This is a genomic window from uncultured Pontibacter sp. (assembly GCF_947499215.1).
Classification (GTDB): domain Bacteria; phylum Bacteroidota; class Bacteroidia; order Cytophagales; family Hymenobacteraceae; genus Pontibacter.
Genome location: NZ_CANMNI010000001.1, coordinates 1,629,515 through 1,651,456, shown reverse-complemented (window position 1 = coordinate 1,651,456; position 21,942 = coordinate 1,629,515). Strand labels below are relative to the sequence as shown.

The 21,942-nt window shown below is 50.4% G+C and carries 18 protein-coding genes and 1 pseudogene; 12 read left to right on the top strand and 7 right to left on the bottom strand.

All coding sequences use genetic code 11. The annotated features are described in order from the left end of the window. Positions 1–419 precede the first annotated feature (419 nt). The 7 genes and pseudogenes from Q1A04_RS07260 to Q1A04_RS07230 all read left to right on the top strand — a co-directional run bounded on the left by Q1A04_RS07260 (position 420) and on the right by Q1A04_RS07230 (position 11,122). A complete protein-coding gene (locus Q1A04_RS07260) occupies positions 420–1,679 on the top strand; it encodes a DUF819 family protein (protein ID WP_299703211.1) in 1,260 nt (419 codons plus the stop codon). A gap of 171 nt (positions 1,680–1,850) precedes the next feature. After that, positions 1,851–3,062, top strand: coding sequence for an NlpC/P60 family protein (locus Q1A04_RS07255; RefSeq protein WP_299703209.1), 1,212 nt, complete (start codon positions 1,851–1,853; stop codon positions 3,060–3,062). 25 nt (positions 3,063–3,087) lie between these two features. Further along, a complete protein-coding gene (locus Q1A04_RS07250) occupies positions 3,088–3,588 on the top strand; it encodes a hypothetical protein (protein WP_299703207.1) in 501 nt (166 codons plus the stop codon). A gap of 361 nt (positions 3,589–3,949) precedes the next feature. After that, positions 3,950–5,203, top strand: a complete 1,254-nt coding sequence (locus Q1A04_RS07245) for an ROK family transcriptional regulator (protein ID WP_299703204.1) — start codon at positions 3,950–3,952, stop codon at positions 5,201–5,203. Positions 5,204–5,230: 27 nt separating this feature from the next. Further along, a pseudogene (nagB, locus tag Q1A04_RS07240) lies at positions 5,231–7,159 on the top strand (glucosamine-6-phosphate deaminase); the annotation flags it as partial. A 195-nt stretch (positions 7,160–7,354) separates the two neighbouring features. Beyond that, positions 7,355–9,700 carry a glycoside hydrolase family 20 protein gene (locus Q1A04_RS07235; protein WP_299703201.1) on the top strand — a complete coding sequence of 782 codons (2,346 nt, stop codon included), beginning with the start codon at positions 7,355–7,357 and terminating at the stop codon, positions 9,698–9,700. Between the two features lie 123 nt (positions 9,701–9,823). After that, a complete protein-coding gene (locus Q1A04_RS07230; RefSeq protein WP_299703198.1) occupies positions 9,824–11,122 on the top strand; it encodes a sugar MFS transporter in 1,299 nt (432 codons plus the stop codon). A gap of 113 nt (positions 11,123–11,235) precedes the next feature. Here the strand turns inward: Q1A04_RS07230 and Q1A04_RS07225 are convergent, their stop codons facing one another. Further along, positions 11,236–11,391, bottom strand: coding sequence for a hypothetical protein (locus tag Q1A04_RS07225; RefSeq protein WP_299703196.1), 156 nt, complete (start codon positions 11,389–11,391; stop codon positions 11,236–11,238). Between the two features lie 256 nt (positions 11,392–11,647). Between Q1A04_RS07225 and Q1A04_RS07220 the strand changes: the two genes are divergently transcribed. The 4 genes from Q1A04_RS07220 (at position 11,648) to Q1A04_RS07205 (ending at position 16,105) form a co-directional block, all read left to right on the top strand. Further along, a complete protein-coding gene (locus Q1A04_RS07220; RefSeq protein WP_299703193.1) occupies positions 11,648–12,043 on the top strand; it encodes a hypothetical protein in 396 nt (131 codons plus the stop codon). Between the two features lie 239 nt (positions 12,044–12,282). After that, positions 12,283–15,129, top strand: a complete 2,847-nt coding sequence (locus tag Q1A04_RS07215; RefSeq protein WP_299703190.1) for a pitrilysin family protein — start codon at positions 12,283–12,285, stop codon at positions 15,127–15,129. Between the two features lie 177 nt (positions 15,130–15,306). Next, a complete protein-coding gene (locus Q1A04_RS07210) occupies positions 15,307–15,534 on the top strand; it encodes a hypothetical protein (RefSeq protein ID WP_299703187.1) in 228 nt (75 codons plus the stop codon). Positions 15,535–15,607: 73 nt separating this feature from the next. Further along, positions 15,608–16,105 carry a DUF4112 domain-containing protein gene (locus Q1A04_RS07205; RefSeq protein WP_299703184.1) on the top strand — a complete coding sequence of 166 codons (498 nt, stop codon included), beginning with the start codon at positions 15,608–15,610 and terminating at the stop codon, positions 16,103–16,105. A 3-nt stretch (positions 16,106–16,108) separates the two neighbouring features. On the opposite strand, the gene uvsE is transcribed toward Q1A04_RS07205, so the two are convergent. The 4 genes from uvsE to Q1A04_RS07185 all read right to left on the bottom strand — a co-directional run bounded on the left by uvsE (position 16,109) and on the right by Q1A04_RS07185 (position 20,210). Next, positions 16,109–17,002, bottom strand: coding sequence for a UV DNA damage repair endonuclease UvsE (gene uvsE / locus Q1A04_RS07200; protein ID WP_299703181.1), 894 nt, complete (start codon positions 17,000–17,002; stop codon positions 16,109–16,111). A 57-nt stretch (positions 17,003–17,059) separates the two neighbouring features. Then, positions 17,060–17,707: a carboxypeptidase-like regulatory domain-containing protein gene (locus Q1A04_RS07195; protein WP_299703178.1), complete on the bottom strand. Its 648-nt coding sequence runs from the start codon at positions 17,705–17,707 to the stop codon at positions 17,060–17,062. A 214-nt stretch (positions 17,708–17,921) separates the two neighbouring features. Continuing rightward, complete coding sequence (locus Q1A04_RS07190) at positions 17,922–18,593, bottom strand: hypothetical protein (protein WP_299703176.1); 672 nt, start codon at positions 18,591–18,593, stop codon at positions 17,922–17,924. A gap of 381 nt (positions 18,594–18,974) precedes the next feature. Next, positions 18,975–20,210: a metallophosphoesterase gene (locus Q1A04_RS07185; protein WP_299703173.1), complete on the bottom strand. Its 1,236-nt coding sequence runs from the start codon at positions 20,208–20,210 to the stop codon at positions 18,975–18,977. A 160-nt stretch (positions 20,211–20,370) separates the two neighbouring features. On the opposite strand from Q1A04_RS07185, the gene radC reads away from it, so the two are divergent. Next, positions 20,371–21,096: a DNA repair protein RadC gene (radC, locus tag Q1A04_RS07180; protein ID WP_299703170.1), complete on the top strand. Its 726-nt coding sequence runs from the start codon at positions 20,371–20,373 to the stop codon at positions 21,094–21,096. A 123-nt stretch (positions 21,097–21,219) separates the two neighbouring features. Here the strand turns inward: radC and Q1A04_RS07175 are convergent, their stop codons facing one another. Beyond that, complete coding sequence (locus Q1A04_RS07175) at positions 21,220–21,420, bottom strand: YwbE family protein (RefSeq protein ID WP_253402341.1); 201 nt, start codon at positions 21,418–21,420, stop codon at positions 21,220–21,222. 6 nt (positions 21,421–21,426) lie between these two features. Next, positions 21,427–21,942, bottom strand: a complete 516-nt coding sequence (locus Q1A04_RS07170) for a hypothetical protein (RefSeq protein ID WP_299703158.1) — start codon at positions 21,940–21,942, stop codon at positions 21,427–21,429.

The window sequence follows — 21,942 nt, the reverse complement described above, 5'->3', positions numbered from 1 at the left end:
TAAGATGGCAGTAACAGAAGTTTCCCGCCTTGGATAAGGAGGGGTTAGGGGTGGTTGGACCCGGTTTTGCGGGAAATTCCTCTTTCTAGAGGCATAACCGTTACGTTCAAGCGAATTCTCCCCTTGAGGGGAGCGCAGAGGGGTGTTTACAGTTGCAGGGAAAATGAAAATTGGCCTGTTACTGGCACTCCCACTCTGAATTTACACCCCTATACTCCCCTCAGGGGGATAGTTTTCGGCAGAACTTAACAGCTCTACCTTTCTGGAGGGGTAGGGGTGCGTTAATTCCAGTTGCATAGAAACAAGCCGAAGCCGTAGGTATAATAGCACTGGATAGGCTATAACTATTAAGAAAAGATTGTTAGCTTCAAGCAAATCGATTTAAACAAAATACCCCTTCACAGGGAACCATCTACTTTATGGAAGAAACCACCTCCCCAGCACCCCTCATCACCAACGACGCGGTCGTGCTAGGCATTCTCGTCGTCATCCTTGCTATTATCTTCAAAACCGCTTCCAGCGACCGCGCCGTATTCCGGAAGTTTTACTCCGTCGTACCGGCCCTCTTGCTGTGCTACCTCATTCCGAGTTTGCTCAACTCGCTTAATATCATCTCCGGTGAAACGTCAGCTCTGTATGGCGTGGCATCCCGTTACTTACTGCCAGCGAGTTTGGTGCTTTTCACGATCAGCCTCGACCTAAAAGAGATCTGGAAGCTGCGCCACAAAGCCGGGCTTATGTTTATCACGGGCACAGTCGGGATTGTCATTGGCGGTCCGCTGGCGATACTCATTGTCTCAACATTCGCGCCCGAAATTGTAGGGGGGCAGGGGCCAGACGCTGTGTGGCGCGGACTGACCACGATTGCCGGTAGCTGGATTGGCGGCGGGGCAAACCAGTTGGCCATGTACGAGATTTTCCAGCCGAATCCGAACCTATTCTCTGCTGTGATAGCCGTGGACGTAATCGTGGCGAACGTCTGGATGGCCGTGTTGCTGTATGGCGCTGGCCGGTCCGATAAAGTGGATGCTTTCTTTAAGGCTGACAATTCAGCGGTGACCGACTTGAAGAACAAAATCGAGAAGTACCGCCAGAGCATCATGAAAATACCGACCCTGCCCGATATTATGCTGATAGCCGGGGTTGGTTTCGGTTTGACAGGTATAGCGCATCTTTTGTCCGATATGATCGCTCCTTGGATAGAAGCCAACGCACCCAACTTGGCCCGCTTTAGCTTGACCTCCGGGTTCTTCTGGCTGGTGGTGCTGGCAACTACTTTTGGCATGTTGCTGTCGACGACCAAAGCCCGCAACCTAGAGGGTGCAGGGGCTTCACGTATTGCCAGTCTGTTCCTTTACATTCTGGTAGCCACCATCGGTATGCAGATGGACGTGACCGCTATTGTGAGTCAGCCGGGGCTGTTTTTGGTGGGTATCATCTGGATTTCGATGCACATGTTGCTTCTGTTTATCGTGGGCAAACTCATTAAGGCTCCATTTTTCTTCCTAGCGGTGGGCAGTCAGGCCAATGTGGGTGGTGCGGCTTCGGCTCCTATTGTAGCTGCGGCATTTCACCCGGCTCTGGCGCCGGTGGGGGTGCTGTTGTCCATTCTAGGCTATGCCGTGGGTACCTACGCGGCCTATATTTCAGGTATACTGATGCAGCTGGTTGCGCCTTAGCGGGTGTTCAGCGCTGCGTAGCAAGCAAAGCATGATGGCAGGGCAATATTGCACTGCAATTGATGAGTTTTGCAGATGCGCTTGCCGAACGAATTATTATAAGTCGATACGTGTTTAAAGTATAATGCTTCCGCGGGCCTTGGTGCTGCGGATGAATCAAAACCCAATACTATGATTAAAAACAACTCTTTTGTGCTGATGCTTTTGCTGGCGCTGGCTTCCTGTGCCGGTACGCAAAGCACATCCACTGATGCTACGGCTACCGCTCAAACAAACCAAGCGGCAACTTCGCCAGCCCAGACCCACATCGAAGCGGTGCGCCAGCAATTCGCGCCAGACAAACGTGTTGCGCTGTTTGTTGTGGAGCCGAATGGCAATGTGCTGCGCGGCGAAACGAACATGCCCGAAGCCAAAGCCGACTTGTTGAAGCGCCTGCAGGCAGCCAACGTGTCGTTTGTGGATAGCATACAGGTGCTGCCGGAAACGGAACTCGAGGGGAAGCACCACGCCATCGTGACGATTTCGGTGGCTAACCTGCGCTCGCAGCCGAAGCACTCTGCGGAATTGGCTACGCAGGCGACCATGGGCACACCGCTCAAGGTATGGAAAAAGCAAAACGGCTGGTACTTGGTACAGACACCTGACCAGTATCTGGCTTGGGTAGATTACGGCGGCATTGCTTTGATGGACCAGACCGCTTTCGCGAACTGGCAGCAAGGTAAAAAGCTTATCTATACCAAGACTTACGGCTTCGCACACGCCACGGCAGACAAGAACGCTACTACCGTGTCGGACATGGTATACGGCGACGTGATGGTGCTGAAAAATAAGGCAAAGGATTTTTATGAAGTCACTTTCCCGGATGGCCGAACAGGCTACGTGCCTGCCGCTGAAGCCATGGGTTTCAAAGAGTGGGTAGCCAGCCGCAAACCAACCGAAGAGAATCTAGTAGCCTCAAGCAAGGAGTTGCTTGGCCTGCCATACCTGTGGGGTGGCACTTCTGTGAAAGGTATGGACTGTAGCGGATTTACCAAGACGGTGTTCTTTATGAATGGGCTAGTACTGCCACGTGACGCCTCGCAGCAAATACACATCGGCGAACTGGTAAGCACCGACAAGGGTTGGGGCGAGCTTCGACCGGGCGACCTGTTGTTTTTCGGCGTGCCTGCCAAAGACGGCAAGCCAGAGCGTGTGGTGCACGTAGGTATGTGGATCGGCGGCAACCAAGAGTTTATCCACTCCGCCGGCCGTGTACGCATCAACAGCATGAACCCATCCGCCGAAAACCACGATGCTTTCGAACTGGGCCGTTTCCTGCGTGCCAAGCGGGTGTCGCCAGAAGCCACGCTAGTGGATTTGCGCGAGAAGCCCTTGTATGAGTAGGTTGGCAGGTAGAAGAATTAATAGAATGATTGAGTTGAACGATCCAAAATGGAAAGAGCTTGAAGGTGGCTGTAGAACGCCCTACGACGCTTCCATTGCTCTTAGAAGATTAGAAAGTGCCGACAGTTCAGAAGAAATTGATGACATACTCGCAGAACTTTGGGACGAGCTGCACCATCAGGGAGATGTTGGCTTGGCTTCCTACTTTGCTGTTCCGCATCTAATCAGAATAGCCAGAGAGAATGGTATAGTTAATTCAAGCATTCTTGGGCTAACAGCTGTCATTGAAGTTCAAAGGCATAGGAATAATCCGCAAGTACCTAAAGAATACTATGAAGATTACCTCAATTCATTAGAGTCCATACCTGAACTTATAATTTCAGCTAAAAGTATAGAATGGGACTTAGAGTTTACAGCAGCGGCTTTGTCTGCGTTAGCTGCAACAAAAGGACAAATGAAAGTAGCTAAAGCTGTACTGAATTTTGACGATGAAGACGTGCTGGATGAATTTCTGGGAAGTTACTAATAATTAAATCTGCCAAAACAGCACAGGTATCATGTTTGACTAATGCCTCACGCGTTTCTTATACAAGCCCGTTATAGAGTTGGCAGATTTGATATTAAGGAAAGGCAGTAGCGCGAGCTACTGCCTTTTTTTGCTGTCATTTCGAACAAAGTGAGAAATCTGGAACATTTAATTACTACCAGACCAATCCAGATTTCTCATTACATTCGGAATGACAATCCGATGATTTTTTTAGCGAACAGCTATTTAATTGGTTAAAAAATAATTTATTCGGGATAACTTTAATAAAAATTTAATAAAAGTATCTTGCTTTTAAGTCTTCAATCCTCGTACTTTATGTTATCACACCAAAACTGATTGCATGAGCGCGTTCCTGACATTGGAAGAAGAGTATCTGGAGAAGCTGAACCATGTGGAGCGGAAGAAGCATCTGCAGAAAATCAAGATCGTGCGACACCTCTATGTAAAGGGTGCTCGTTCCAATGCTGATATCTGCAACCGTTTCAACATTAGTTCGCCTACCTCGATGGGCTTGCTCAACGAGTTGATGACGGAGGGCCTGATTGAAAAGCAAGGCCGGGGTGAATCGGTAGGTGGTCGCAAGCCGGAGCTGTACGGACTGCGCAACGACTCGCTTTTCGTGCTAAGCATCGAGATGGAGAAGTTCAGCACCCACATGGCTATTTTCGACGGCACGAACAACAACATCACCGGTACCCATACCTTTCCCATACGCCTTACCAAAGACCTAACTGCGCTCGACGAACTGTACCAGCATGCCAACAGTCTCGTGCTTTCGGCAGGTATAGACGCTGACAAACTGATGGGCATTGGCTTAAGCATGCCGGGGCTTGTGTCGTCCAGAGAGGGCGACAGCTATACCTATTTACTCACCGGTCAGGACGAAACACCGCTACAGGATTTGCTGGCGCTTAAGTTTAATAAACCAGTCTACATCCAAAACGATGTGAAGAGCGCCACCTTGGCCGAGTACCGTTTTGGTGCGGCGCAGGGCAGGCGCGACGTGCTCGTGCTCACGCTGGACTGGGGCATCGGTTTGGGCATCATCATGGACGGAAAATTGCGTCTCGGCACATCCGGTTTTGCGGGTGAGTTCGGGCATATTCCCTTTATTGACAACGGTGTGCTGTGCCATTGCGGCAAACGGGGTTGTCTCGAAACGGTGGCCTCTGGGAGCGCCTTGGCCCGTATGGCCCGCGAGGGACTGCAGGCTGGTCAGGACACCTTGCTCAAAGCACTGTCGGGACAGGAACTGGAGAAAATTGAACCGCAGGCCATCATTCAGGCTGCGCACGAGGGCGACCAGTACGCCATCAACATACTCGCCGAAACAGGGCGGAATTTAGGCAAGGGCATCGCCATGCTCATTCAGCTTTTCAACCCGGAGCTCATCATTATCGGCGGCAAAATGGCCGAGGCGCGGCAGTACCTCACCACCCCGATTCAGCAATCCATCAACACCTATTGCATGACGCAGTTGCGGGAGCGCACCGAAATCGCGCTGTCGAAACTGGGACAGGAGGCAGGTATACTGGGACCGGTGGCCACCGTAATGGAGCGCATTTTTGAGCATCGCATCGATACAAGCAAATAACGAAACACAACATCACATTATAGCACATTCAGAACTATGGCTCGATTAAATCTTCTGGAAGAGACCCGATTTGAGAAGCTTCCGGTTACCATTTACCAAGACGAATTTATCGCTTCCGTGAAAGTTGCCCAGCGCATCGCGGAGCTCATCCGATACAAACAGGGACGCAACGAGAAAGCCGTGCTGGGTCTTGCCACCGGTGCCACGCCCGTAAAGGTATACGCCGAGCTGGTGCGCCTGCACCGCGAAGAAGGCCTTAGCTTCCGCAATGTCATCACGTTCAACCTGGACGAGTACTACCCAATGCAGCCGACGGCGGTGCAGAGTTACGTCACGTTCATGAACGAGAACCTGTTCGACCACATCGACATCAATAAGAACAATGTGCACATACCGGACGGCACGCTGCCGCAGGACAGAATTCATGACTACTGTCTGGAATATGAGCGCAAGATCGAGTCAGTAGGGGGACTGGATTTGCAGATTCTGGGTATCGGTCGTACGGGCCATATTGGTTTCAACGAGCCGGGTTCTGCACCAAACTCCGGTACACGACTGGTTACGCTCGACGACCTGACACGCCGCGATGCTTCCCGTGATTTCGGTGGCAAGGAGAACGTGCCGCGCAAAGCGATTACGATGGGCATCGGCACCATCTTCAAAGCCCGCGAAATCATTCTGATGGCTTGGAGCGGTAAGAAAGCGCCGATCATCAAGAAAGCTGTGGAGGGGGAGATGTCGAGCGAGGTGCCAGCTACCTACTTGCAGTTGTCGGACAATGTAGAGTTTGTGCTCGATGTGGACGCGGCTTCGGAGCTGACCCGCTTCAATACGCCATGGTTGGTGAAAGATTGTGTGTGGGATGATGCCATGATCAAGAAAGCGGTGATTTGGTTGTCCGAAGAAGTGCAGAAACCGATTCTGAAACTGACCGAGGAAGACTACAACAGCCATGGCATGGCCCAGCTCATCACTGAAAAGGGAACGGCTTACGAAATCAACATCGACATCTTTAATAAGCTGCAAAGCACCATCACCGGTTGGCCGGGTGGCAAGCCTGGCGCCGACGACAAGCGCCGTCCGGAGCGTGCCGAGCCTGCCCAGAAACGTGTGGTTATCTTCTCGCCGCACCCCGACGATGACGTAATTTCGATGGGCGGTACCTTTATCCGTCTGGTCGACCAAGGGCACGACGTGCATGTAGCCTACCAGACTTCCGGCAACACCGCCGTTTGGGACGACGATGTGCTGCGCTACATGGAATTTGCCATGGACTTCAACAAGAGCATCGGCAAAGAGACAGATCACTTGGAGGAAATCTACGAGAACATGCGCACGTTCCTGGAAGACAAACAGCCCAACCAGCTCGACTCGCAGGAGATACGCGATGTGAAAGGCTTTATCCGGAAGAGTGAGGCTATCGCGGGTGCCCGTTATGCGGGTCTGGATGACGATCACATCCACTTCATGGCGCTGCCATTCTATGAAACAGGCAAGACGGTAAAAAAACCCGTAACCGAAATCGACGTCGAGCTGACCATGGAGCTGTTGCAGCAAGTAAAGCCGCATCAGGTATTCGCCGCCGGCGACTTTGCCGATCCGCACGGTACGCACATCGTTTGCTTCAACATTGTGTTGGCCGCCCTGTCCCGACTCCGCGAAACCGAAGCGTGGGCCAAGGATTGCTGGCTGTGGATGTACCGCGGCGCATGGCACGAGTTTGCCACGCACGAAATCGAGATGGCCGTACCGCTGTCGCCGCAAGAGGTGGAACGCAAGCGCAACGCCATCTTCAAGCATCAGTCGCAGAAAGACCGCCCGGTGTTCCCGGGCGATGACTCCCGTGAATTCTGGGTGCGTGCCGAGGAGCGCAACCGCGATACCGCCAAGAGCTACGACGACCTGGGGCTGGCCAACTACGAGGCCATGGAGGCTTTCGTAAGGTGGAAATTCTAGACATATACCTAACCGCTAAAACAAGGCAGATTACCCGGCTTTGTTTTAGCGGTTTTTATTTTGGGTAGGGCTATACCTTACAAGGATGGCGTGTACCTTTGTGCTTGATTTCAAATAGCTCCAGCCGCAACGAAATACAAAACATACTGCATCGTTTTAAGCACTACCAACACCATTTTAATACACATTGCTGATATGAGGTTCAGGAAGAATATCTTCGCCCTTTTACTTTCTTTTGCCTGCGCCACAGGTATAGCCACTTTGTCGCCGGCACAGGCACAGGTTAAACCAGAGTCGCTGTCGCTTATTCCGCAGCCCGTGAAGCTCACTACCCAAAAAGGAGGCTTTTTGGTGCAGCCGTCTACCAAGGTATATGTAGATCCCAAAAGCGACGATTTGCTGCGTGTAGGCGAGTTTTTAGCCCAGCACATTGAACAGACAACTGGAAATAAACCGGAGCTTATTCAGCGCAGACCCAAGAAAAAGGACACGAATATTATACACCTGACCCTGCAGACCGAAAACGATACGCTGGGGGCGGAGGGCTATACCTTGCACGTAAGCCAAAGCCGTATAACACTGGCTGCCAAACAAGCCAACGGCGTTTTTTTAGGTATACAGACCATGCGCCAGTTGCTGCCCACCCAAAAGACGACGGGCTCGGCGCTTATACCTGCGCTCCAGATTGTAGACAAGCCCCGCTATGGCTGGCGTGGCATGCACTTGGATGTTACCCGCCATTTCTATCCGGTGGAGTTCGTGAAACAGTATATCGACTACTTGGCGATGCACAAGCTGAATACCTTTCACTGGCACCTGACCGACGACCAAGGCTGGCGCATCGAAATCAAAAAGTACCCGAAGTTGACAGAGGTAGGCGCATGGCGCGACAGCACCCTGATCGGTCACTACTGGGACTTGCCGCAAACCTACCGCAAGCGCCGCCACGGCGGTTATTATACCCAGGAACAGATAAAAGAAGTAGTGGCCTATGCGCAGGAGCGCTTTATCAATGTGGTGCCGGAAATCGAAATGCCGGGCCATGCACTGGCGGCACTGGCCGCTTTCCCGGAGCTTTCGTGCACGGGAGGTCCGCACAAAGTAGAGTCGAAGTGGGGCATTTTTCCGGATATATTCTGCGCCGGCAACGAGCAAACGTTTGCTTTCTTGGAGGATGTGCTCACCGAGGTGATGGAGCTCTTCCCGAGCAAAATCATCCACATTGGAGGCGACGAAGCCCCGAAAACCCGCTGGAAAGTGTGCCCGAAATGCCAGAAACGCATCAAAGACAATAAGCTCAAGGACGAGCACGAGTTGCAGAGCTACTTTGTGCAGCGCATCGAGAAGTTTGTGAACAAGAACGGCCGCACCATCATTGGCTGGGATGAGATTCTGGAGGGCGGTCTGGCACCGAACGCCTACGTGATGTCGTGGCGCGGCACCAAGGGAGGTATAGCGGCCGCCAAAGAAAAGCACTACGTGGTGATGACACCGGGCTCACCCCTCTACTTCGACCACTACCAAGGCGAGCGCGACCTAGAGCCGGTTACCATTCACGGGTACAACCCGCTCTCCAAGGTATACGCCTACGACCCAACGCCAAGCGAGCTTTCAGCCGAAGAGAAAAAGTACATACTGGGCGCACAGGCAAATCTCTGGACCGAGTACATCACTACCGAGGAGCACATAGAGTACATGCTATTCCCGCGCATAAGTGCCTTGAGCGAAGTGCTTTGGACGCCTGCCAAGCTCAAAGACTGGAAAAGCTTCCAGAACCGCATGCAGGAACAGTACAAGCGCTACGATGCGATGGGTGTCAACTACGCTCGCAGCGCCTTTAACGTGCGTCCGCAACTGCAGGTAGACACCGCCGCAAACCGGGCAACCGTCACGTTCGAGACCGATGCAGCAGACGTATCCATCCACTATACCTTAGACGGTTATGAGCCAAATGCCAAATCGCAGGTATACAAAGGACCTTTTTCGCTGAACAAAACCACTACTATCAAGGCAGGCTCATTCGTGAACGGCAAGTTGGTGGGCAAAGTGAGCACCCGCCAGTTCGATGTGCACAAAGCCTTTAACAAACCATTTATCCGCTCGTCTACACCGCATCAAAGCTTTGCAAAAGCATCGAAACTGGTAGACGGCCTGTATGGCTCCACCGACCAGTACGACGGCAACTGGGTTGGCTTTTTGGAACGAGATGCCGAGTTTTTGATAGACCTGCAAAAGGTACAGCCCATCAGGCGATTGAGCGTGAACTTTATGCAGCACATCGGCTACCGTATATTCCTGCCCACGCAGGTAGAGTACGCCCTGTCTGTAGACGGTAAAACCTACGTGACAGTAGACGTGATTGACGACCCGAACCCGCTCGGTGCCGAGGGCATCATGACGCAGGAAGTAGCCACGACCATACCTTTAACTCGTGCCCGCTATGTAAAAGTAACGGTGCGCAATGTGAGGGTGAGTCCGGACCAGTACCCGTCGGCCGGCCAAAAGACTTGGCTGATGTTGGATGAGATTGTGGTAGAGTAACCTTTATGCCAAATTTAGAGGGTATAACACCTGATATCAGCGAGATAAATTTTATATTGTACCCTTGTTCCCGGGCTTAATCGCCAGATTTTTTTTGCTTCTAATCTATACCTTAAAACAACAATGACTAAAGTAGCCTCTTCCACTAACGACAAAACCGGGCAGATGAATGCCTCGGGCGGATACATGCGCTCGATTATCATCATCGGTGCCCTGTTTTTCATCTTCGGCTTCGTTACGTGGCTGAACTCCGTGCTGATCCCATACCTGAAGATCGCCTGTGAGCTGAATGATTTCCAATCCTATTTAGTAGCCTTTGCCTTTTATATTTCCTATCTGGTGATGGCTATACCTTCGGCTTGGGTGCTGAAGAAAACGGGCTTCAAAAGGGGGATGTCCGTCGGGCTGCTTATTATGGCGGTGGGCGCTGCCATCTTTGTGCCGGCAGCCATGACTCGAATTTACGAGCTCTTCCTGTTCGGTCTCTTTGTGCAGGGTACTGGTCTAGCCGTGCTTCAAACGGCATCTAACCCGTATGTTACGATTCTAGGGCCATTGGAAAGTGCCGCTAAGCGCATCAGTATCATGGGCATCTTCAACAAAGTGGCCGGATCGCTGGCGCCTATTGTGCTGGGAGCTATTGTGCTTTCAAATGCCGATGCGTTGGTAGATAGCTTAGGTGCAATGAGCGCTGCCGAAAAAGCCGTTGAACTGGACGCTTTGGCCGCGAAAGTGATCATGCCATACCTAGTGATCGTGGGTGTGCTGATTGTGCTGGCCGTGCTGATATACTTCTCGTCGCTGCCTGAAGTGGACACCGATCAGGAGGATGAAACAGTGGCTGCTGCCAACACGAATAAGACTAGCATCCTACAGTTTCCGCACCTGCTGATGGGAGCCTTTGCGCTGTTCCTGTATGTGGGGGTGGAAGTAATGGCCGGTGACACCATCATCAGCTATGCCGCTTATGGGCAAGGTATACCTTTCACAGAAGCCAAGTTCTTCACCTCTGTAACGCTTGTAGCTATGATCGTTGGCTACCTGATCGGTATCGCGGCCATACCTAGGTTCATCCGGCAGGAGAAGGCGCTGCAGGTGTCGGCTGTGTTGGGCATTATATTCACAATTTCGGCTATCATGACGGAGGGCTACGTGTCTGTGCTTTCTATTGCCCTGCTTGGTTTGGCTAATGCCTTGATGTGGCCTGCTATTTGGCCACTGGCATTGGCTGATCTGGGGCGTTTCACCAAGATTGGCTCTTCTTTCCTGATCATGGGTATAGCCGGTGGTGCCATTCTACCCTTAATCTATGGAGCGCTTTCTGATGCTGTTAACTCACAGCAGGCTTACTGGATCATGGTGCCTTGCTATTTGTTCATCCTGTACTTTGCTATAGCCGGGCACAAGGTGCGTACCAAGTAAGATCCAAATTCCTCAAAATAAAAACAGGAGCCTCTGCAAAGGGGCTCCTGTTTTGTTTCTTTACCACATCTAAAGCTCTAAAGCGGTGAGTGATGTAAGTATATATCTTTCTACTATATAGTATTTGGCAAGATTGTTGCCTTTTCAGCTGCAACGGTCGTTGTTGCTTCCGGTGCGTCTACAGCCTGTGCGCTATTGTCGTCGCATGACGAGAAAAGGGCGAGTACAAGGAGGGTCAGTAGCAGAAACCCGTATAGTCTGTTCAGCATGGCATCGCGGTTAAGGGTTGCGCCAAATGGCTGGCGTTTGGTTAATTACGCAAGCCGGAGATGCAGGTTGGAGAAGGCGGATAAATTAATTTCAAATCGTTTAGAGCAGACAGTATTGGACTGTGCCAACTGTTTTTTAGGTTTTGAAAATAATTGCACTAAGTATAGCTGAGTGGTTGTTTTTATATTCAACTGAATCCATACTTTTGTAAGATTTAAATGTAACAGAACACCCAATTTAAAAATAAACTTACTCATGCAAAGCCTTCGTCTCCTTCTCATGATTGTACTGTCTGTTGCCACCATGGCTTCGTGTACTACTTCGCGCAAGAAAAACAGCAATACCGGTCAGGTCGTGATCATTAAAGACAGCAAAGCCGGACACCACAAGGGCTACAAAAAAGGCTGGACCAAAAACACGAACAACCCACACCATCCACGCACTACTAACCCGGGCCATACCAAGCACAGAAAGGGCAAGGGCGGTAATACAGTTATTATCGTGAATAATAGTAATACAGTTAAACAGGCTGCTCCAAAAGGTAAGCCAGGAAATGGCAATCACTATAAAGGTGGAAAAGGGAAAGGTGGTCAAGGGAAAGGCAACTCAGGCAAAGGAAATCAGGGTAAAGGCAAAGGTGGTAAAAAGTAAGCCACTGTGCTCTTGCATCCTGCTACAGTCAGGTATAAGGCAGGTCCGGTTTCGGGCCTGCTTTTTTTATGCCATTCATCCCAAGAGCAGCGTGGTTAGTCGTTAAAATAGTCAGTTCTGTATATATAATATCAGAATAGGTATAAATATCCTATGTTATGATCTAAGAATGGCTATATTTAAATGCGTGAACTCCTTTCCGAGCCGTGAACTACAAACAATAACCAAAAAATCTATCCATGAACAAGAAGTTTTACACCTTGGCCCTAACGGCAATCCTGTTGGGTACGTCAGTAGAGCAGGTTGTACTGGCCCAGAAACCAGTGACAACGGCTGTGTCAGAATTGAATCAGCCGATTCCCCTCAATCCCAATGTGCGCACAGGCAAACTGGCCAATGGCATGACCTATTACATCCAGAAAAACACCACACCGGAGAAGCGCGCCGAGATGCGTCTTGCCGTGAACGCCGGTTCTATTCTGGAGGACGACAGCCAGCAGGGTTTGGCTCACTTCACGGAGCATATGGCCTTTAACGGTACCAAAAACTTCAAAAAGAATGAACTGATCAACTACCTGCAGTCGGTAGGGGTGAAGTTCGGCGCGCACCTCAACGCCTATACCGGCTTTGACGAGACGGTATACATTCTGCCTATACCTACCGACAAGGAGGAGATCATCGACAAGAGCTTGCTGATTCTAGAGGACTGGGCTTTCAATGTGACTTTCGAAGGCGAGGAAATCGACAAGGAGCGCGGCGTGATCGTGGAAGAGAAGCGCTCGCGACAGGAGGCCGGAATGCGTATGGCCTACCAGTACTTTCCAGTGCTGTTCAAAGACTCCAAGTATGCGCAGCGCCTGCCAATCGGTACGGACGAAGTGCTTAAGAACTTCAAGCACGAAGAGATCCGCCGCTTCTACAAAGACTGGTATCGTCCGGATATGATGGCCATCGCCATTGTGGGTGACATCGATGTGGATGCCATGGAGAAGAAGATCAAGGCGAACTTCGGCAAGTATAAGGCCAGCGCCAATCCGAAGGAGCGCAAGAGCTTCGATATCCCGAACCACAAAGAAACGCTTGTTGCCATTGTGCGCGACAAAGAGTTGACCATGCCTGCTTTACAGCTTCACTATAAGAAGGACGCGCAGAAGCTCAATACCTTGGGCGATATGCGTAATAAGCTGGCCCGCGATATGTATAACGGCATGTTGAACCAGCGCCTGAGCGAGTTGCAGCAGCAAGCCGATGCGCCTTTCCTGTTCGCCAGCACAGCCTATACCTCACTGCAGGGTCTGAGCTCTAAAGACGCTTATTCTTCTTATTTAACCACCAGCGAAAACGGTGTGGTGCGCGGTCTGCAAGCGGTGGCCGAAGAGAATGAGCGTGTGAAACGTCATGGTTTCACAGCGTCAGAGCTGAGCCGCTATAAGACACAGATGCTGTCCTCTTACGAGCGAGCTTATAACGAGCGCAGCAAAACTAACTCGGGCGTCTACGTGAACCAGTACGTGGCCAATTTCTTAGACAACATGCCGGCAACGGGCATCGAATTCCAATTTGAATTCATCAAAAAGCACTTGGATGGCATTACGCTGGAGGAGGTAAACCAACTGGCCGCACAGTGGATTACGGATGAGAACCGTGTGGTGGTAGTGACTGCCCCTGAGAAGGAGAGCGTGAAGCTGCCAACCGAGGCTGAGATTCTGTCTATCTTGAAAGCCGCCTCCACTGCCGACCTGCAGCCTTACGAAGATAAAATGACAGCCACAGCGCTGATGGAGGAAACGCCAAAGGCCGGTACCATTACCAAGGAAAGCAAGATTGAAAAGCTGGGCGTAACCGAGCTGACCCTGTCGAACGGCGTGCGTGTGGTACTCAAGCCAACCGACTTCAAAGACAATGAGATTCTGATGTCAGCCTACAGCCATGGTGGTCACTCCCTTTACAGCGACGCGGACTACCACACGGCGTCCTTTACCTCTGAGATTGTGTCGCGCAGCGGTGTGAAAGATATGTCGGCGGTGGACCTACGCAAGGTGTTGGCCGGCAAGAACGCCAATGTGAATGCTTTCATTTCTGAGCTGCGCGAAGGCCTGTCTGGTATGGCTACTCCTAAAGATCTGGAGACCATGCTGCAGCTGACGCACCTGAAATTCACGGCGCCGCGCAAGAGCGAGCAGGACTTCCAAGCCTTCTTGACACAATACAACGGCATTCTGCCTAACCTGATGGCCAGTCCGCAGAACTACTTCTCAGACCAAGTGGCCCGTATCATGTCGCAGGATCACCTGCGCGGCGGCGGTATACCTACCGTGGAGCATCTGCAGCAGGTAAATCTGGACAGAGCCTACGAGATTTATCAGGACCGCTTTGCAGACGCCAGCGACTTTACTTTCGTGTTTGTGGGCAACTTCGATGTGGAGGAAATGAAGCCAATGCTGCAGACTTATCTGGGCAGCCTGCCAGCCACTAACCGCAAGGAGAACTTCAAGGATGTGGGCAAGCGCGCGCCGAAGGGTGTGGTGACCAAGGAACTGGTGAAAGGCACCGATCAGAAAAGCAACGTGATGATCAGTTTCCGTGACCAGACCAAATATAGCAAAGAGAAGAGCTACCATTTGGCCGCCCTTTCAGAAGTTATGAAAATCCGCTTGACAGAGAAGCTGCGCGAAGAGATTGGTGGTGTGTATGGCACCAGCGTGTCGGCCGGAGCAAGCCGCGTTCCTACACAGAGCTACTCTTTCAACATCAGCTTTACCTGCGCTCCCGAGAACGTGGACAAGTTGGTAGCTGCTACTTTCGAGGAGATACAGAAGCTGCAGAAGAATGGCGCCATCGAATCTGATCTAAGCAAGGTAAAGGAGGCTGATAGACGTTCGATCGAAACCAACATGCGTGAAAACCGCGCTTGGTTGAGCTCTCTGGAGAATGCCTACTACTATGGCGACCAGCCAACAGCGATGGATGAGAAGTTGGCACAGGTTGAGAAGCTAAGCTCAAAAGACATCAGCAAGGCGGCGAAGAGCTACCTGAAGATGAATAACTACATTAAAGTAGTCATGAATCCGGAGCCGGTGCAATAAGCCGACCCAATCCTAAAACTGAGGTGCTGTATGTGGCATGGCTTCGGCCTGTCGCGTGCAGCACCTTTTTTGTGCTATTTTTTAATAGGAATTTTATGATATATAAAAACAATTTATTATTATTATAGGTATATATAGTATCAATAATATTTTATACTCACTTTTTAAAATCAGCAAATGAAAGTTTTAGGATTTACATTGCTTGCTTTGCTTATTACGTTTTCAGCATTTCTTTCTTCTTGCTCCCCGTTAAGTCGCAGTAGCAAGGCCATTGTAGTGGATGATTATGGTAGTATGCGCTACGTTAACGGGAAGCAGGACAGGGTGCATAAAAAGTGGAAAACCAAATCGTCTTACAGACCCAAAAACAACAAAGTGGCAAAGCGCAGAGCCGCTGACTGGTAAGCAGGGAACATAGCTAGAATATTTGAAGCGCGCGGTACCGTTACTTTTGCCGTTTGCTTGCGTATAGGCAGCTATGGAAACGGCAAACACGCACTACACCCGCACACCCCGCACCGAAAACCTGAAATGGGTTGACCGCGTCACAAAGCTAATGGACAACCAGTTCCGCTTGCCGGGCACTAGTTGGCGCTTCGGTCTTGACCCGATCTTGGGGCTTTTTCCGGTTGTAGGTGACTTAGCTTCTTTTGGTGTGTCGGCCATGCTGATCTTGACGATGGCCCGCTATGGTGCCAGTGGCAAAATGGTCACACTCATGTTGCTCAATGTGGCTTTAGACGCCCTTTTTGGCAGTATTCCTATCCTTGGCAATATCTTCGACTTCGCCTTCAAGGCTAATGAGCGAAACGTACGTATGCTCCGGGCTCACTATGAAGAGGGTAAGTACCAAGGCAGCGGCAAGAGTATCATGATAGGTGTGCTTATAGGTATAGTGGTGGTGTTCATTCTGCTCGCATGGGCTATCTGGCAGCTGTTGGCTTTCTTGTACCAATTAGTTGGCGACTGGTTCTAACCGCTACATTCTGCCGAGCGCTTTTGCCACCGCCACTGCTTTGTGCGCGCTGGCCTCCTTGTCTTTTATTTCCAGCATGATATCCATATCGATGCCTTCGCTCTCCACTAGGAAATCGTGGAAGAGGTCTTCGCCGATGCTTTGCACGTGCTTGCCTTTTCGCTCTCCGGGAGACTGGGCGCTGTAGTCAACCATAAGGGTGCCGTCCCGCTCAGGCTGCCATGTCTGGGCGGCTAGCATGACCGCCTCGCGCATGGGCTCGCCGTTATTTACGCATTCGTGGTGCAGGTTGTCAAAAATGATAGGCATACCCGTCAACTCATGCAGCACTAGGCAGTCGGTCAGGCTGTAAGTGCGGTCGTCATTCTCCACACAAAGTCGCGCCTTCACTTCCTCGGGCAGCATGGTATGGTATACCTCCGCAAAGCGCTGCAGCGCTGATTCCTTGTCGCCATAGGCCCCGCCACCGTGTATCTGCAGCTTGGCCGTGGAATCAAGCCCCATCAGGTCCAAGACACTGCCTTGGTATACCAGCTCCGCAATGCTATTCTGTACTGTCTGTGGATTGGGTGAATTGAGCACCACAAATTGGTCGGGGTGCATGGAGATGCGCATGTTGTGGCGCTTGATGTAGTCGCCAAGCCGGCGCAGCGTCAACTTAAAGTGCTCCTGCCAGTTATAGGTGTTGATGGGATGAGATGCAAAAGGCACCAAGTCGGACGTGAGCCTGAAAAAGAACAGGCCATGTTCCACGTTGAATTCTAAAATGCGGCGCAGGCAGCTCAGGTTTTGGGCCACCGTCTCGATCAGTCGCTCTTCAGAATAAGATGCCAGCCGGAAGGTGCGGGACGAGGAACAGTCTAGCGTCTGGTTGATGCAAGGGTATCCGATTTTCATAAGTTATAGGTATAGCTCTACCCTAACCTACGCAGCAGCCGATTGTTTGAGCTAAATTTACTCTTTTATCTCGTAGCCTGTATTGTCTTTGAAAAAGCGATTGTAGTCCTCCTTTTCCTTTAAGCGCCTTTTTAACTCTTCGATGAGCAAGAGTTGTTGCAGCTTCTGGTTCTGTTTTCCCTCTTTGGAAAACATGTCATACAGCAAGGAAATAGGACTCAGAACGGTAGGAGCCACGGGAGGGGGTGGCGGACCGGGTTCTAACTCGGGGCGATAGCCCTTGCGCTTCACATATTCCGGGTCCTCCTTTTTCATGTTGCGCAGGGCACGCTGTATCATTTCTTCGGAGGGGCGGCTTGTGATCTCCACTTCGCCCAGCATCACGCTGTCGGGTTGCAGCACAATGTTCACGCGCAGCTCTGAAACAGGTAGGTTGCGGGGGAGGTATAGCAGGGGCTTAAACCCGATGGCTCTGATCAAGAGGGTATCCTGCTGGTCAAGGTCAATTAGGAATTTTCCTTCTTCGTCGGCTATCACCCCCTGCGTGGAGCCATAGCGGATAATGCTGGCGCCGGGTATAGGAGTGGTTTTGTCGGACTCTAACACAGTGCCACTAACACGTATATTGCGCTGTGACAAGGCAGGCAGCGCGCTTGCCATTAGCAGACCAAAAATAAATAGTAGTCGCAGTGGGTGTAGGGGCATGTGGTAGCATGGAGCCACTCCGATAGTGAAGTGGTAAAGGGTTAAATTCAGTACGCCAAAATTGGTGAATTAGTATGCAGCGCGTCCTATTTAAATGTGGCGCGGCATGAAGTAAAATTACAAAATTTTGGGGAACCTGTCGGGTATAAATTGCGAAAGCCTGTAGCTACGGGCGCTACAGGCTTTCAATATTATTTTACGAGATCATAAAGCGTTAGTTCTTTTTCTCCACTTTTATTTTCTCGTTTTCAGTTTTGATTTTCATTTCGTCACCATCACTTTTGATCTTGGTGTCGCCAGACTTGTACTTGGTTTCATCCTCCTCTACCTTCAATTTGGTGTCGGTGGCGTCGTTCTTATACTTCATCTCGTCATAATTGGCGCGATTCTGCTCATACATTGTATACTGTTCCGGCGTTAGGATAGCTCTTAACTCACGGTCAGTATCAGCGATAATCAACTCGCGCTCCGCGTTCATATCAACTGTGTTTGTTCTAGTGTCAGTCATGGTGCCACCGTCCGTAGCAACACGGTCCTTTTCAGTGGTCGCCATTTCCTCGACATCTTCCGCTACACCACCCATACGGTTGGTTTCGCTATAGTTATACTGACCTTCAAGCTCGTTTAGGCGCTTTTCGTGTTCATAAAGCACCTGCTGCACACGGGTACGCTGGTCAGCGTCTAACTGCATGTCAGTGGCCATCTGGTTTGAAACATTCTCTGAGTTGCTGCGCCACACGGCATCCGGATCATCCATATCGGCTGTGCCGGCGTTCATGGCAGTCTCACTGCCTCTAATATGGCTCTGGTCTACATTTTCATCTTGGTTAGCTTCCGCTGTTTCGTATGTCCTGCCTCTGTCCTCTGAACAAGAAGCAAACATCATGGCACTAACTATAGCTATTGAATAAAATACCTTTTTCATTTTTCAAATACTTTAAGTTAAACTTAAAATGTGTGGTCTGTTTTAGGTGTAAATAGTATAAAACAAATTTTGACCACTTCATGCTTTTACGGTGCTGGTTTGGATATGTTTAAATTCTGTATAAGTGGAGAGGTATAGCGAAGCGTTATAAATTCTTTTATTTTGGTGTTGTGGGATGTTTTTGTAAACTTTTGCAAAGAGGAAATTTTTTGAGGTGGTGCAAAAACATGTAATCCACAATTGGGTGTTTGAATGTGATAAAATGTATATGCTTATGTAGCTATAAAAAAAGAGAGCCGGCATAAAGTGCCGGCTCTCTCAAAATCCTAGGTATAGGCTATCTTAAGCTTTTTTCAGTTCGAACACTGTAATCTCGGGTAGGAAACCCACACGGCCCGGGTAGCCGATAAAGCCAAGACCCGTATTAACATATAAGTGCTGTCTGCCGCGCTTGTACATGCCTGCCCACTGCTCATACACATATTGCACCGGGCTCCACTTCAGGCCGGGTATATTCACTCCGAACTGCATACCGTGGGTATGGCCCGACAGGGTCAGGTCGATGTCGCTATACTTCTGATTGATCTCGCCGTCCCAGTGCGAAGGGTCATGCGAGAGCAGCACTTTGAACGGGCTACTCTCAGCTCCGCTATAGGCCTTGTTCAGGTCGCCGTACTTCGGAAAACCAGCGCGGTTACCCCAGTTCTCCACACCCAGTACGGCTATATGCTCCCCGTCTTTCTCAATAAGGCGGTTTTCGTTTAGCAACACATCCCAGCCCATACGACGCTGCGTGTCTATCAGCGTCTGCAGGTTCTGTGTCTTCGCCTCACGGCTTTCCCAGCTCACATAGTCGCCATAGTCGTGGTTGCCAAGCACCGAGAATACGCCCTGTTTTGCTCGGATCTCCTTCAGCGTGTCCACATGGGGCATTAGTTCGGAAGCGACGTTGTTTACCAAGTCACCCGTGAAAAACACCAAGTCGGCTTCCTGCTTATTAATGAGTTGTACGGCTTCTTTGAGTGGCTCCGTAGAGGTGAAGCTACCGGTGTGCATATCCGAGATCTGTAGCATCTTAAAGCCCTCGAAGGCCTGCGGCAGATTCGGGAAGTGCAGCGTGATACGCTTTACGCGGTAGTCATAGGCGCCTTTTACCATGCCGTAGATAAAAGCCGAGAATGGTACCGCTGCCACCAGCAGGCCCATCTGGTTGAGAAACTTGCTTCGCGAGGGATCGAAGGTGGCTTCGGCATTGGAGGTATTGTTGAGCACCACTTTGCCCAGTCGCAGGGCATCATCCACAAACAGGAAGAGAACCACCACCAATTTGGAGGCGAAAATAATGAAAAGGGTGCTGGCCAAGTAGGTCTTGAAAGCATCAGGCGGCGTACCCCGGGTGAAGGAAGCTAGTGCGAAAGTACCCGCCGTAATAGCAAACACAGCCCAGTACAGGATGTAAATAATTCGCTGCGCCGACAAGGACAGGCTTTGGGTGACCGTTTTGATGGCCTGAAAAACATAAAAGTCTACTAGGAACAGTATGAAAATGACCACTCCTATAGAAAAGAATCGTTGCATGTTGTATGGTTAGTGCTGATTCAGAACAGCTGAATCCGGCTTAAGTTTATGAATTGGATATAACTAAAAAAATATGGGCGGACAGGCCGCATATCATGAACTATTTTAAGGCGAAACAAATTCACCTTACGACTCCATCTCTAACAAAATCTATACCGTAGTGGAAGAAAAAACTACTCCTGCACATTTGGCATATGATACAGCCACCCTCAACATCAAAACTTGGGCCGAAGAAGACCGTCCGCGAGAGAAATTGCTTCTGAAAGGCAAAGCCGCTTTGAGCGATGCCGAACTGATTGCGATACTTATTGGCTCCGGTACTACGAAGCTGACTGCAGTGGATGTAGGCAAACTTATACTTTCAGCTGTTGGGAATGATTTGAATGAGCTGGCCAAGCTGTCGGTGAAGGACCTGACAAAACATCCGGGTATAGGCGAGGCTAAGGCTATCTCGATTGTGAGTGCGCTGGAACTGGGCCGCCGCCGAAAGGAGACAGCCGCCGCTGCCAAAACCCGAATCACCTGCTCCACCGACATCTACAACTACATCAAGCCACAACTGCTCGACCTGCCCCATGAAGAATTCTGGGTGATTCTGCTCAACCGAGCCAATGTGGTAATGAAGAAGGAAAGCATCAGTAGTGGGGGAGTGGCCGGCACGGTGGCCGACCCGAAAATGATCTTCAAGAAAGCCATTGAGCAGCTGGCGAGCTCCATCATCTTGGTGCACAACCACCCCAGCGGCAACACCAAACCCAGCGCCGCCGACATCTCCCTTACCAAAAAAATGAAAGAGGCAGGCCAGTTTTTGGACCTACCGATATTAGATCACATCATCTTTACCGACAATGACTATTATAGCTTTGCTGACGAAGGGCTTTTATAAGTTTAGGAGTACACTTTAATTGTCATTTCGAACTGGGTGTAGGGGCCCTCGATAAGTGAGAAATCTGAAGAATGCATACTACAAATCCAGATTTCTCACTACCGTTCGAAATGACATTAGGTTTTAATCTTCTTCCAAAACTTCCTTCACCCGTCCAACCTCACCAGTTTCCAACCTCACCTTAATACCATGCGGGTGGTTGGGCGACTTGGTGAGGATCGCCTCTACATAGCCCTCAGTTAAGTCGCCGGTGCGTTGGTCTTCTTTGAGCACGATGTTCACGTGGGAGCCTATTTTGATGTTGCTGCGTTTGGTGCCGTCCATCGGTAATTACTTGGTTTGCGGTTTTGCGATGATGTGCAGGAACTCCTCGTCTTCGTTCAGGCTCCAGCGCACAGGGGCTGTTATTTCCTGTTTTACAACTTCTACTTTTTCGATTTGATCTAGGTTGGCGAGTATCAGACCGGTGTCTTTTACAAGTTGGTTATTGATAACGACCTGCAGTTGCTGCTGAGCGGCAGGTATGCCAAAATGGGTATAGATGTCCTGTAGTTTAGCCAGCTTTGTCGCAGGGTTCGTTTTTATCAGAATGGCTCCGTCTTTCGCCTTTTCACCGAACTTGGTCGTGGCGTTGGCGTCTTTCAGCACTTCGATGCTCGCAATGTTGTCAGGAGACAGCAAGGCTAGGGTTGTTTTGTTGATTTGCTGCCCATTGATTTGGATATAGGGCTGTGGTTCTTGCATTACAACGTCGTGCTGCCTCTCTTTCGGGTGAATAAGCTCTTGTTGTGCGGAAGCGCTGAGACTGCAGCCGGCAAGTAACAGTGTAAAGACTAAATTTTTCAT

What these genes read in the sequence shown, in the direction of transcription:
- Q1A04_RS07255 (WP_299703209.1), top strand. Translation starts at nt 1,851, where the DNA reads ATGATTAAAAACAACTCTTTTGTGCTGATGCTTTTGCTGGCGCTGGCT.
- Q1A04_RS07235 (WP_299703201.1), top strand. Translation starts at nt 7,355, where the DNA reads ATGAGGTTCAGGAAGAATATCTTCGCCCTTTTACTTTCTTTTGCCTGC.
- uvsE (WP_299703181.1), bottom strand. Translation starts at nt 17,002, where the DNA reads ATGAAAATCGGATACCCTTGCATCAACCAGACGCTAGACTGTTCCTCG.
- Q1A04_RS07215 (WP_299703190.1), top strand. Translation starts at nt 12,283, where the DNA reads ATGAACAAGAAGTTTTACACCTTGGCCCTAACGGCAATCCTGTTGGGT.
- Q1A04_RS07205 (WP_299703184.1), top strand. Translation starts at nt 15,608, where the DNA reads ATGGAAACGGCAAACACGCACTACACCCGCACACCCCGCACCGAAAAC.
- Q1A04_RS07175 (WP_253402341.1), bottom strand. Translation starts at nt 21,420, where the DNA reads ATGGACGGCACCAAACGCAGCAACATCAAAATAGGCTCCCACGTGAAC.
- Q1A04_RS07230 (WP_299703198.1), top strand. Translation starts at nt 9,824, where the DNA reads ATGACTAAAGTAGCCTCTTCCACTAACGACAAAACCGGGCAGATGAAT.
- Q1A04_RS07170 (WP_299703158.1), bottom strand. Translation starts at nt 21,942, where the DNA reads ATGAAAAATTTAGTCTTTACACTGTTACTTGCCGGCTGCAGTCTCAGC.
- Q1A04_RS07260 (WP_299703211.1), top strand. Translation starts at nt 420, where the DNA reads ATGGAAGAAACCACCTCCCCAGCACCCCTCATCACCAACGACGCGGTC.
- Q1A04_RS07250 (WP_299703207.1), top strand. Translation starts at nt 3,088, where the DNA reads ATGATTGAGTTGAACGATCCAAAATGGAAAGAGCTTGAAGGTGGCTGT.
- Q1A04_RS07195 (WP_299703178.1), bottom strand. Translation starts at nt 17,707, where the DNA reads ATGCCCCTACACCCACTGCGACTACTATTTATTTTTGGTCTGCTAATG.
- Q1A04_RS07190 (WP_299703176.1), bottom strand. Translation starts at nt 18,593, where the DNA reads ATGATGTTTGCTTCTTGTTCAGAGGACAGAGGCAGGACATACGAAACA.
- Q1A04_RS07210 (WP_299703187.1), top strand. Translation starts at nt 15,307, where the DNA reads ATGAAAGTTTTAGGATTTACATTGCTTGCTTTGCTTATTACGTTTTCA.
- Q1A04_RS07245 (WP_299703204.1), top strand. Translation starts at nt 3,950, where the DNA reads ATGAGCGCGTTCCTGACATTGGAAGAAGAGTATCTGGAGAAGCTGAAC.
- Q1A04_RS07185 (WP_299703173.1), bottom strand. Translation starts at nt 20,210, where the DNA reads ATGCAACGATTCTTTTCTATAGGAGTGGTCATTTTCATACTGTTCCTA.
- Q1A04_RS07220 (WP_299703193.1), top strand. Translation starts at nt 11,648, where the DNA reads ATGCAAAGCCTTCGTCTCCTTCTCATGATTGTACTGTCTGTTGCCACC.
- Q1A04_RS07225 (WP_299703196.1), bottom strand. Translation starts at nt 11,391, where the DNA reads ATGCTGAACAGACTATACGGGTTTCTGCTACTGACCCTCCTTGTACTC.